Here is a 12464-nt window from a genome sequence, read left to right as displayed (position 1 = left end):
GAGAAGAGTAAAACATATAATAAAGGTGGAGGTGTATAAGAATGTTAGTAAAAGTAAGTGTTGAAAATTTTAAATCTTTTGATAAAGCAGCAGAGCTGACAATGATTTCCTCGAATAAAATACGAACAAATGCAAATCACAGGTTAAAGATAAAAAGTACCCAGTTATTAAAATATGCAGTCGTTTATGGAGCAAATGCATCTGGAAAGACCAATCTGGCATTGTTCTTTAAATTTTTTAAAGACAGTGTCTGCAATGGTATTCCAATAGAAGCTACACAGATGTTTTGTAAGAATCGACAGGAGAATAAGGAACGAGAAAGTAGTTTTGAAATTCAGATTACTGTAGGTGACAAATTTTATGCTTATGGATTTTCGGCAGTTTTAAGTAGACGAAAAGTAACCGGAGAATGGTTATATGAATTATATCAGAATGGTTCAGCCAAATGTCTCTTTGAGCGAGAAGGAAGTAAACGTCCGGTGTTAAATGATGGCATTACGCTGACAAACACAGAAAAAAATAAATTTGAAACTTATGCAGATGATTTTGAAGGAAATGAAACATCTTTGTTCCTGACAGAAATGAATCGCGGAAAAAAATATAGCACACGATCTAAATTGTTGTTCTTCCGGGATGTATACGACTGGATTCAGAACCATATTTCAATTATTACACCGGATATACCATTAATTGATCTGGAATATTATTATGATGATAATTCGCTGAAGTTGATTAACAAATTGATCAAAACATTTGATACGGGTATCAGCCAGGTGAAAATTGAAGAAATTACATTGGATGAGTTATCAAATGTATTGCCAAAATCAGTATTTGATAAGATGATGCAGCATGTAAAAAATAGAGTAGAAGAGCAGGAAGAATCATCATTCAGAATGACGATGAGGTCGAAGGAAACTTTCTTTAATATCGAAGTTGAAGGACATTCTGAACCGAAGGTCACAACAATCCGGTTGCAGCATAATAAGTCATTTTATGAGTTCGGTTTTGATGAAGAGTCTGATGGAACAAGAAGATTATTCGATTTGATGGATATGCTGTTGAATAAACGAGAAGATGTTCTTTATGTTGTGGATGAATTGGAGAGAAGCTTACATCCGAAGCTGACAGAACGATTTTTGCAATTGTTTATGCAGCTACATGATGAGCAGCGTATGCAGCTATTGTTCACTACACATGAATCATCCATTATGGATCAGGCTATTTTTAGAAGGGATGAAATCTGGTTTGTAGAACGTAACGCAGAAAATGCAAGCTCTATTTATTCCTTAGATCGTTTTAAGGAGAGGTATGATAAAGTGTTGAGCAAGGCATATCTGGAAGGAAGATATGGTGCGATACCGGTATTTTCAACATTTGATTTTGCGCGAGCAACGAGTCAGACGGATGTGCTTGCACAGGCACCTGACGACTGCCGCGACAGTGTAGAAAGTATTTCTGCATCGAGAGAGGAGGAGTAGCCTTGGCTCCAGTAAGAAGTTATACGAATTGGAATAGCAGAACTACAGATGAAGAAGAACAGATTGAGCCTTATCGTAAATATTTTTTCATATGTGAGGGTGCTAATACCGAAACATGGTATTTCAAAAAGTTAATTGATATACGAAAAGAGTTAAATATTCATCCATTAATCGATATCCGGTTACTTGAAAAAACAGAGGGTGACAGGGATATTTCATTTCCAAGACGTTTGATTGAGTTCGCAGAAAATCAGAAAGAAAATCCAGAAATAGCATTTGATAAAGAACGGGATAAGATGATTGTTGTATTTGATGGGGATATTTTTGAAGAAAAAGTACTTGATTATGATGAATTGGTAGCAGAAGGTGAAAAGAATAATATATTAGCGGTCAGCAATCCGGCATTTGAATTGTTCCTGCTGTTACATTATGAAAATTCATACGAAGATGATATTGAACCAAATACCGAACAGATTATCCAAAATGAAAAAGATGGACATCAGACATTTATCTATAAGTTGTTACTAGCCAGAACGGGAATTAATTCCAAAAAGAATTCTGCAATTGGGGAACTGGCGAAGAATATAGAGATTGCTATTGAACAGGAAAAGAAAATCAATGAGGATATTCATCAGTGTAAAGGACAGATTACGTGTAATATAGGTCGGATTATTGATGATATTCGGAATGATGACGGGAAATGCGGATAAAAAGAGAGGACAAATGCCTATGTTCTGTATGGATGACATGGTTCCACAAAACCATATGTTGCGGTTAATCGATAAGGCTATTGATTGGTCCTTCATTTATGACTTGATAGAAGAAAAATACTATCCTAATAACGGACGACCAAGCATAGATCCTGTCATGCTTATAAAAATCCCATTTATTCAGTATCTTTACGGAATAAAAAGCATGCAGCAAACAATGAAAGAGATTGAAGTAAATGTTGCTTACCGCTGGTTTCTTGGACTGGATATGATGGATTCCGTTCCTCATTTCTCTACATTTGGTAAAAACTATACGCGTCGTTTTAAAGATACCGATCTTTTTGAGCAGATTTTTTTCAGGATTCTTGAAGAATACATGAAGTACAAGCTTGTAGATACGGAACAGATATTTGTTGATGCAACTCATGTAAAAGCCTGCGCAAATAGTAAAAAAATGAGGAAGAGAGTTGCTCATGAACAAGCTCTCTGGTATGAAAATGAACTAAAAAAACTTCACACCATCTATGGTAATTGCGGATGCCGGATACCGGACGCCAGCTATTGCAAGGGAACTGTTGTTAGACGGTATAAAACCACTATTCCCGTATAAGTGTCCCATGACAAGATAAATGTGTGTGAAGCAGTAAAAGATATGATTAACGAAAGCCGATTAGAAGGAAAAGCAGAAGGAAAAATCCAGATGCTCAAAGAATTAGTAAAGGATGGAACCTTATCTGTTGTGAGTGCAGCGGCCAAGGTGAACATGACAGCTGAGCAATTTAAGAAAGAGCTAGATAAGGAAGTTTAGATGAATTGCGATACGATAAGATGAATAATCCAAGCGGAAGACATTAAATCAGAACAAATATTTGGATTTTGGTATGTACATTTGTTCGTATATTTGATATAATCGGAAGCATACTACGATGAAGAGGGAGGTAAGATGCTTCATGGATCATTTTGAATTAGTGTCTGAGTTTGCGCCGACCGGTGATCAGCCGAAGGCGATCGAACAACTGGTAGAAGGGTTTAAAGAAGGGAATCAGTTTGAGACTTTGCTTGGTGTTACCGGTTCCGGTAAGACATTTACTATGGCGAATGTTATTGCACAGTTGAATAAGCCGACGTTGATCTTAGCGCATAATAAGACACTGGCAGCACAGCTTTACAGTGAGTTTAAGGCATTTTTTCCGCATAATGCAGTGGAGTATTTTGTCTCCTATTATGATTATTATCAGCCGGAAGCCTATGTTCCTTCTACAGATACATATATAGAGAAGGATTCTTCGATTAATGATGAGATTGATAAGCTGCGTCATAGTGCGACAGCGGCTTTGATCGAGCGGAAGGATGTTATTGTTGTTTCTTCTGTTTCCTGTATTTATGGAATCGGTAGTAAGAATGATTATGCGAAGATGATGATCTCACTGCGTCCGGGGATGGAGATTGACAGGGATGAAGTTGTCCGTCGGCTGATTGATATTCAGTATGTACGTAATGAACTTGATTTTAAGAGAGGAAGTTTTCGTGTACGCGGAGATGTACTGGAGGTTGTTCCTGTTTCTACTTTTGAGGATGCGATTCATATTGAATTTTTTGGTGATGAGATTGATCGGATCATGCAGGTGGATGTACTGACAGGTGAGATTAAGGCAAGTCTTAATTTTGCGGCGATTTTCCCGGCTTCTCATTATGTTGTGCCACAAGAGCAGATTGAACGTGCGGTGAAGACGATTAAGGAAGAACTCGATGAAAGAGTAGAGTATTTTAAGGAGAATGACCAGCTTTTGGAGGCACAGCGGATTTCCGAGCGGACGAACTTTGATATGGAGATGCTGAAGGAGACTGGTTTTTGTTCTGGAATCGAGAATTATTCCAGACATCTTACCGGATTAGAGCCTGGGAAGGCGCCATATACGCTGATCGATTTCTTTGGGGATGACTTCCTTATGATCGTGGATGAGTCCCATATCACGATTCCGCAGGTAAGAGGGATGTATGCCGGGGACCGTTCCAGAAAGCAGACATTAGTTGATTTTGGATTCCGTTTGCCATCTGCTCTTGATAACCGTCCGCTTAATTTTGATGAATTTGAAGAACGAATTGATCAGATGCTATTTGTTTCTGCGACACCGAATGTTTACGAAGGGGAGCATGAGATGCTTCGTGCGGAGCAGATTATCCGTCCGACAGGTCTTCTTGATCCGCCAATCGATGTTCGTCCGGTGGAGGGGCAGATTGATGATCTGATCAGTGAGATTAACAAGGAAGTAGAGAAGAAGCATAAGGTCCTGGTGACTACTTTAACGAAACGGATGGCAGAAGACCTGACCGCCTATATGAAGGAACTTGATATTCGTGTCAAGTATCTACATTCTGATATTGATACGTTAGAGCGAATTGAGATTGTACGAGATCTGCGGATGGATGTATTTGATGTTCTTGTGGGAATCAATCTTTTAAGAGAGGGTCTCGATATTCCGGAAGTGACACTTATCGCGATTCTTGATGCGGATAAAGAGGGATTTTTACGTTCGGAAACATCTCTTGTGCAGACGGTTGGTCGTGCTGCGAGAAACGCAGAAGGTCACGTTATTATGTATGGTGATACGATCACAGATTCTATGCGTGCGGCAATTACAGAGACGAAGCGCCGTCGTGAGATTCAGATGGCCTATAATGAGGAACATGGTATTACTCCGACAACGATTCAGAAGGCGGTACGTGATGTTATCTCAATTACGAATGACAGTGATGATAGCATGGATGGTATTGGTGGAAAGCATACAAAAGACAGTGCTTTAAAGAAAGACAGAGAATCTATGAACCGCAAAGAGCTTACGGAAATGATAGCAAAGCTCACGAAGAAGATGAATAAGGCAGCAGCTGAGCTGAACTTTGAAGAGGCAGCAGAGCTTCGAGATGAATTGAAGAAGTACAAGATTGCACTTAGAGATTATGAGGATTAATAGATTTTTGGTTTTAAGAGAGAGACATTTAATAGAGGTGCATTTGAAAGAGATATATCAGATGTGAGATGACTCCACATCGCAGTAAGAATGCCGGGACATTCTTGAATTGAAAGAGATATATTTAAGAGAGATGCATTTGAGAAAGAGATATATCTGGAAAGAGATATATTTAATTAGAAAGGGATAAAGTGAATGAGTGAAAAGAAGGAGTACATTCGTATTCGAGGGGCGCGGGAGCACAACCTTAAGAATATTAATATAGATATACCAAGGAATGAATTTGTAGTATTGACAGGACTTTCGGGTTCCGGTAAGTCATCCCTGGCATTTGATACGATTTATGCGGAAGGACAGCGGCGATATATGGAGTCACTTTCTTCTTATGCAAGACAGTTCTTAGGACAGATGGAGAAACCGGATGTAGACGATATTCAGGGGTTATCTCCTGCGATTTCAATCGATCAGAAGTCTACGAACCGGAATCCACGATCTACGGTTGGTACTGTAACGGAAATTTATGATTATCTGAGACTTCTTTATGCAAGAGTTGGAATTCCGCACTGTCCAAAGTGTGGAAAGGTCATTTCCAAGCAGACAGTAGACCAGATTGTAGATATTTTGATGAAGCTTCCGGACAGAACGAAGATTCAGCTGCTGGCACCGATTGTAAGAGGAAGAAAGGGCGAGCATGTCAAGATTTTAAAGGATGCGAAGAAGAGTGGCTATGTGCGTGTTCGCATTGACGGGAATCTTTATGATCTGTCGGAAGAGATTCAGTTAGAGAAGAATAAGAAGCATAATATTGAGATTATCGTAGACCGCCTTATGATAAAGGAAGGAATCGAGAATCGCCTGACAGATTCGATCGAAACAGTAATGAAGCTTACTGGAGGGATTCTTCTTGTTGATGTCGTTGGAAAAGAACCGATGAACTTTAGTCAGAGTTTTTCCTGTCCGGACTGTGGAATCAGTATTGACGAGATTGAACCAAGAAGTTTTTCTTTTAATAATCCATTTGGTGCCTGTCCGGTCTGTCATGGACTTGGTTTTAAGATGGAATTTGACATTGATCTTATGATTCCAGATAAAAAATTAAGCATCGCAGATGGAGCAATCACAGTGATGGGGTGGCAGTCCTGTACAGATGCCAAGAGTTACACAAGAGCAATCCTTGATGCATTAGCAAAAGAATATCATTTTGATCTAAATACACCATTTTGTAATCTGAGTCAGGAAGCACAGGATGTGATCATTCATGGAACAAATGGTCATGAAGTAAAGGTGTATTATAAAGGAAAGCGCGGAGAAGGTATATATGATGTTGCGTTTGAAGGGCTGATCCGTAACGTGCAGCGCCGTTACAGAGAGAATCATTCGGAACGCCAGAGAGCAGAGTATGAGAACTTTATGACGGTAACACCATGCGATAGTTGTCATGGGCAGCGTTTAAAGCCAGAGTCATTAGCAGTAACAGTAGGAGAGTACAACATCTCTGAGCTTACAAAGCTTTCTGTAAAGCGTTTGATTTCTTATTTTAATGAGATTCAGCTTACCGAAAGACAGCAGTTGATCGGAAAGCAGGTATTAAGAGAAATACGTGGACGAATCGGCTTCCTGAATGATGTCGGTCTTGATTATTTAAGCCTTTCTCAGCCAACAGGAACCCTTTCTGGCGGAGAAGCACAGCGAATCCGTCTTGCAACCCAGATCGGTTCCGGACTTGTCGGCGTAGCATATATTCTTGATGAACCAAGTATCGGACTGCATCAAAGAGATAATGATAAGCTTATTTCAGCTTTAAAGCGCCTGCGTGACCTGGGGAATTCCCTCATTGTCGTAGAACATGATGAAGATACGATGCGAGAAGCAGATTGTATAGTGGACATCGGACCGTTAGCAGGCGAGAACGGTGGAGAAGTCGTTGCAATCGGAACGGCACAGGAACTGATGGATAATCCAAACTCGATTACTGGTGCTTACCTTAGCGGGAAAAGGAAGATTCCAGTTCCGGAAGTACGCAGACAGCCACAAGGCTATCTCACCGTAAAAGGCGCACAGGAAAATAATTTAAAGAATATTGATGTAAAGTTCCCATTAGGTGTATTTACCTGTGTCACAGGAGTCTCCGGCTCTGGAAAGAGTTCCCTTGTCAATGAGATTCTCTATAAGAAGCTTGCCTGTGTATTAAACCGGGCCCGAATCAAGCCAGGTAAACATAAAGAAATCGAAGGAACAGAACAGTTAGATAAGATCATCAATATCGATCAGTCTCCAATCGGCCGTACCCCTCGTTCTAATCCGGCAACCTATACAGGCGTGTTCGATCATATCCGGGAACTATTTGCCATGACAAAAGATGCTAAAGCAAGAGGATACGATAAAGGACGCTTCAGCTTCAATAAAAAGGGAGGCCGCTGTGAAGCCTGTGCCGGTGACGGTATTTTAAAGATTGAAATGCAGTTCCTTCCGGATGTATATGTCCCTTGTGAAGTTTGTCATGGAAAGCGGTATAACAGAGAAACATTAGAAGTAAAGTACAAGGGCAAGAATATCTTTGAAGTATTAGATATGAACGTCGATGAAGCCTGCGAATTCTTTGAGAGCGTACCATCAATTCGAAGAAAGATAGAAACATTGCGGGATGTAGGACTTTCCTATATTAAGTTAGGACAGCCATCCACGACCCTCTCCGGTGGAGAAGCACAGCGAGTAAAGCTTGCGACAGAACTAAGCCGTCAGAGCACCGGCAAGACCATTTATGTCTTAGATGAGCCAACAACAGGCCTGCACTTTGCAGACGTCCATAAATTAGTAGACATCTTGCAGCGCTTAACAGAAGGCGGCAATACCGTTGTCGTCATTGAGCATAACTTAGAAGTAATCAAAACAGCGGATTACATCATAGATATGGGACCAGAAGGCGGCGAAGGCGGCGGAACGATGGTAACCTGTGGCACCCCGGAAGAAGTCGCAGACGAACCGAGATCCTATACGGGAAAATACCTGAGGAAATATTTAAATACGAATTTGTAGATTTCGTGTAGACGAAAAAAGAAATAATACCATATCCCATCTGCTCTGTAGTCGCTGTGTTTAAAATGCTCGTTCGCATCTTAAACACGCTCCGAAGCCGCATCTGGGATATGGTATTATTTCTTTTTTCTGACTATCTAAATCTACGGTTTAACAACATGGAATGTGCCAGAAGGCTATGGTCTTCCGGAAAATTAAATTCTAAAGGGTTGACACTCAAATTGTTATCTTTCCAACATAAATCACTAATTTGTTATTTATCTCAGCTTACGCTGACCAGAATCACGCGCCAAGTCTCGCGACGGCTCGACTTGAATATTAAACTGTCAGCCGCTGAAACAAAATTTCCTGCTGAATTGTAAGAAAACTATGGTAAAGAAAAAAGAATGGTTATAAGTATTGCGTTTTGTGACTTTGCGCTATGGAATTCTGACCATAGGAACTTGGGACTCGTTTTTCCCAAGTTCCTGTTTTTCTGGGCAGAATGGAATGCTTAGCGCAACGGAACAAAATCAAACTTATAACCATTCTTTTTTCTTTAGAAGACTAACTACAATTCAGCTCAATATCTTCTACTAAAGCGGCGTCTGTGTCCCCAGCAACTTAGTATTTATTTAAGACTGTGTTTATTAGTTTATCTCCTTTATATTCTAATTTTAACGAAAAAAATGGTTGATTTTCCATCAGAAGCTTTAAAAAGATCTTATCACCTTCCCATATGTTTAAATCCATAATTTTTTCTTTTTCCACCCAGACAAGTTCCCCCTCATCGCAGTTTCCGATGTCTCCCGTATACCTATCTGCTGTATATAGACACATATATTCATCCGGCCACTCATCCGATATAAAGGTAACGATTCCTCGAAATTGATAGGATGTAAGCTCTAATCCTGTTTCCTCTTTTACTTCCCGTAAAAGACATTCTTCAGGACTTTCTCCTTTTTCAAAATGTCCTCCTACCCCAATCCATTTATCTTTATTACCATCTTTCTTTTTTGATGTTCGATGAAGCATAAGATATTTATTTTCTTTTTCTATATAGCATAATGTTGTAAAATTCATCTTTTTTATCTTCCTCTCCGATACACTTTATCAGTTCTTTATAGCATCCTTCATGTCAGCCCAAGTTTCCTATATGAAAATTCTGTAATTATACTATATCATATTCCCTATAATATACCATCTCTGTTTTACAATCATAGCTTTCTGGGCAATCCCCTTATTCTCATCCAAGATTTAAATACTAATTTCCATCTGGAGCCAAACAGCAGAAAACTGAAAATTTAATATCCATTAAAATGTGATGTCGGAGTAAGTAAAAATGCCGGTCAGGCATTTTCTACGCAACGACTATCTTCACATTTTAAATGGATATTAAATTTTTGGTTTCCGTCTGTTTAGCCTTACAATTAGTATTTAATCTCCTTTCCTCCTACTGTGGATTTAGATAATCAGAAAAAAGAAATACTACCCTATCCCAGATGCGGCTTCGGAGCGTGTTTAAGATGCGGACGAGCATTTTAAACACAGCGACTATAGAGCAGATGGGATAGGGTAGTATTTCTTTTTTCGTCTATCCTAAATCTACAACTTAGTATTTTAATAGTTGACGAGTGGGGGCGATACAGGTATTATACAACTCAGAAGCTGGTCACTTATTTTGCAAGAGAGACATTTTACCATGAAAGGGGTATCTATTTGGAAGAAAGAACAAAGGCACTGCTTGTCGGTGTGAATTTAAATAATGATCCGGAGTTTGAAACAGCATTAAAGGAGTTAGAAAGTCTGGCGGAAGCCTGCGACATGGAAGTTGTCGGGGTAGAGACACAGAATGTCAGCCAGATTAATACAGGTGTATACGTAGGTACAGGGCGTGTAGAGGAGATTAAGGCAGTTGTCCATATGTTGGAAGCGGATGTTGTCATTTTTGATAATACCTTATCTCCGATGCAGCTTCGTAATTTAAAAGATATTATTGAACGGCCTGTGTTTGACCGTACCCATTTGATCTTGCAGATTTTCTCTTCACGAGCAAGAACGAGAGAAGCGCAGATTCAGGTAGAGACGGCAAGACTTCAGTATGAGCTGCCGAGACTTACCGGAATGGGCGAGATATTGAGCCGTCAGGGTGGCGGAAGCGGTGGCCTTTCTAATAAAGGTGCCGGAGAGAAGAAACTGGAATTAGATAAAAGAAAGATTCGTCATCGAATCAGTGAACTGAAAAAGGAACTGCGTGAGGTAGAGAAGAACAGAGAAACGCAAAGGAAGCGTCGTCTGGTTCAGGGAATCCCCCAGGTTGCTTTAGTCGGATATACGAATGCGGGAAAGTCAACTCTTTTAAATGCATTTATTGATAAATACGAAGAAAATGAGGAGAAAAAGGAAGATAGAAAAGTTATGGCGAAAAATATGCTTTTTGCCACTCTGGATACAACAGTCCGTAAAATTCATCTGCCGGACAAGAGGGAGTTCCTTCTTTCTGATACGGTAGGATTTATCAGTAAGCTTCCACATAATCTGGTAGAAGCGTTTCATTCGACATTAGAAGAAGTGAAATATGCCAATCTGTTATTAGAAGTTGTGGATTATTCTGATGAACATTATATGGAGCATATGGAAGTTACTCGTGAGACATTAAAAGAACTTGGTGCCAATGAAATTCCATGTATCCATGTATTTAATAAATGTGATATTGCGAAAGCAAATGGAAGAGAAGATGTACCGGCAGAACTGCCCCACATCGGAAAAGACTGTATTTACATGGCAGCCGGACAGAATATCGGACTTGAGGAACTTGTACAGCTCATATCCGAGCGTATTTATGAGGATTATGTAGACTGCACTATGCTCATCCCATACACCGAAGGCGCATTGGTATCGTATTTCAATGAAAATGCAACCGTAAAAGCAACGGAATACGAAGCAGAAGGAACGAAGATAACGATGAGCTGTCTGCTTAAAGACTTAAAGAAATACAAACAATATGTTGTTTTGTAAGATGAAGTTAGATTTGGCGATTTAAAATAGATAGAAAAAGAAAAAATTATATATCCTTTTTGTTATATTGTTGTTGCGAGGGAAAATAGGTATCTGTATCTCTTATTTGCATTTAATTCACATTTGGAATATATAATTTTTTCTTTTTTATTTATTTAGCACAATAAATATATTTACATATAAAGAAAAAAATGGTAAAATGTAATTGACAGTAATAAGGGAAAGGACGGTGTCGAAATCGGCTGCTAAGAATAAAGTAAAACCAGACACTATACTAAAGAATTTCTGGAAGGATAATCAGCGTTTTGCAGATTTATTTAACACTGTATTATTCAACGGAGACCCTGTACTAAAGCCAAGTGATTTGAAAGAAGTAGATACGGACGTCTCATCGATAATTAAGTTTAATGGGCATATAGAGACAGTCCAGAGAATTTTGGATGTTGTTAGAAAGACCGCTTTTGGAGTTGATTTTATTATCTGGGGGTTGGAGAATCAGGAAAAGATACATTATGCTATGCCATTACGTCATATGCTGGCAGATGCTTTGATTTATCTAAAAGAATATAATGAGATAGCAGCAAGGAATAAGAAAGAGAAAAGTTATAATACATCCGATGAATTTTTATCGTCATTGAAAAAGGAGGATCGTTTACATCCAGTAATAAGTTTATGCATATATTATGGAGAAAAAGATTGGGATGGTCCCTTTGATTTACTAGATATGATGATAGTGCCGGATAATCTGAAATTTATAATATCTAATTATAAAATGAATCTGATAGAGGTAAGAAAAAGTGAGAACTTACTCTTTGAAAATGAGGATATAGATATAGTATTTAAAATGGTGCGTTCAATTTATAATGATGACTATAATGGTTTTTACAAAGCCTACAAAGATCAATCTGTTTCTGTAGAAGTAGGCCTGACAGTAGGTTCAATTGTAAATTCTCAGGCAATAATCAATCAAGCATTGAGTATGGAAAAGGAAGGAGGGAATATAAATATGTGTGAAGCATTACAACGATGGTTGGATGAAGAAGTTAAAAAAGGGAAAATAGAAGGAAAAGTAGAAGGAAAAGCAGAAGGAAAAATAGAGGGAACAATAAATACTTATAGAAGATTTCATGTAAGCAAGAAGGAAACGAAGGAAAATCTGATAAAAGAATTTTTATTATCAGAAATTGAAGCTGAAGAATATATGAACAAATTTTGGAATTAAAATAATAGACAAAACTGCCAAAAGAGTTCCTTATTGGTGATATATCCTCTCC

8 protein-coding genes and 1 pseudogene are annotated in these 12464 nt (G+C 38.8%); 8 read left to right on the top strand and 1 reads right to left on the bottom strand.

Annotated features, from left to right (window positions below; genetic code table 11):
- Positions 1-41: 41 nt before the first annotated feature.
- The 6 genes and pseudogenes from EHLA_RS12365 (at position 42) to uvrA (ending at position 8193) form a co-directional block, all read left to right on the top strand.
- Positions 42-1478 carry an AAA family ATPase gene (locus EHLA_RS12365; RefSeq protein WP_096241007.1) on the top strand — a complete coding sequence of 479 codons (1437 nt, stop codon included), beginning with the start codon at positions 42-44 and terminating at the stop codon, positions 1476-1478.
- Positions 1479-1480: 2 nt separating this feature from the next.
- A complete protein-coding gene (locus EHLA_RS12360; RefSeq protein WP_096241006.1) occupies positions 1481-2188 on the top strand; it encodes an RloB family protein in 708 nt (235 codons plus the stop codon).
- Positions 2166-2699, top strand: a pseudogene (locus tag EHLA_RS12355) (transposase); the annotation flags it as partial. The gene EHLA_RS12360 and the pseudogene EHLA_RS12355, both read left to right, overlap by 23 nt.
- 141 nt (positions 2700-2840) lie before the next feature.
- Positions 2841-2996 (top strand): hypothetical protein, encoded by a 156-nt coding sequence (locus EHLA_RS17170; RefSeq protein ID WP_154580677.1) that lies wholly within the window; start codon positions 2841-2843, stop codon positions 2994-2996.
- Between the two features lie 142 nt (positions 2997-3138).
- Complete coding sequence (gene uvrB, locus EHLA_RS12350) at positions 3139-5157, top strand: excinuclease ABC subunit UvrB (RefSeq protein ID WP_096241005.1); 2019 nt, start codon at positions 3139-3141, stop codon at positions 5155-5157.
- Positions 5158-5352: 195 nt separating this feature from the next.
- Complete coding sequence (gene uvrA / locus EHLA_RS12345) at positions 5353-8193, top strand: excinuclease ABC subunit UvrA (protein ID WP_096241004.1); 2841 nt, start codon at positions 5353-5355, stop codon at positions 8191-8193.
- A gap of 603 nt (positions 8194-8796) precedes the next feature.
- Here uvrA and EHLA_RS12340 read toward each other — a convergent pair.
- Complete coding sequence (locus EHLA_RS12340; RefSeq protein ID WP_096241003.1) at positions 8797-9255, bottom strand: NUDIX hydrolase; 459 nt, start codon at positions 9253-9255, stop codon at positions 8797-8799.
- A 636-nt stretch (positions 9256-9891) separates the two neighbouring features.
- On the opposite strand from EHLA_RS12340, the gene hflX reads away from it, so the two are divergent.
- Both hflX and EHLA_RS12330 read left to right on the top strand, forming a co-directional pair.
- Complete coding sequence (gene hflX / locus EHLA_RS12335) at positions 9892-11190, top strand: GTPase HflX (protein WP_096241002.1); 1299 nt, start codon at positions 9892-9894, stop codon at positions 11188-11190.
- A gap of 229 nt (positions 11191-11419) precedes the next feature.
- The gene (locus EHLA_RS12330; RefSeq protein WP_096241001.1) at positions 11420-12412 is read left to right on the top strand and encodes an Rpn family recombination-promoting nuclease/putative transposase; all 993 of its coding nucleotides are present in this window, start codon (positions 11420-11422) and stop codon (positions 12410-12412) included.
- Positions 12413-12464 lie beyond the last annotated feature (52 nt).

This window comes from Anaerobutyricum hallii, assembly GCF_900209925.1.
GTDB classification, from domain to species: Bacteria; Bacillota; Clostridia; order Lachnospirales; family Lachnospiraceae; genus Anaerobutyricum; species Anaerobutyricum soehngenii.
This window is presented reverse-complemented; position numbering and strand designations above follow the sequence as displayed.

Coding starts and splice junctions, on each gene's coding strand:
- EHLA_RS17170 (WP_154580677.1), top strand. CDS start 2,841: ATGATTAACGAAAGCCGATTAGAAGGAAAAGCAGAAGGAAAAATCCAG.
- uvrB (WP_096241005.1), top strand. CDS start 3,139: ATGGATCATTTTGAATTAGTGTCTGAGTTTGCGCCGACCGGTGATCAG.
- EHLA_RS12365 (WP_096241007.1), top strand. CDS start 42: ATGTTAGTAAAAGTAAGTGTTGAAAATTTTAAATCTTTTGATAAAGCA.
- uvrA (WP_096241004.1), top strand. CDS start 5,353: ATGAGTGAAAAGAAGGAGTACATTCGTATTCGAGGGGCGCGGGAGCAC.
- EHLA_RS12340 (WP_096241003.1), bottom strand. CDS start 9,255: ATGAATTTTACAACATTATGCTATATAGAAAAAGAAAATAAATATCTT.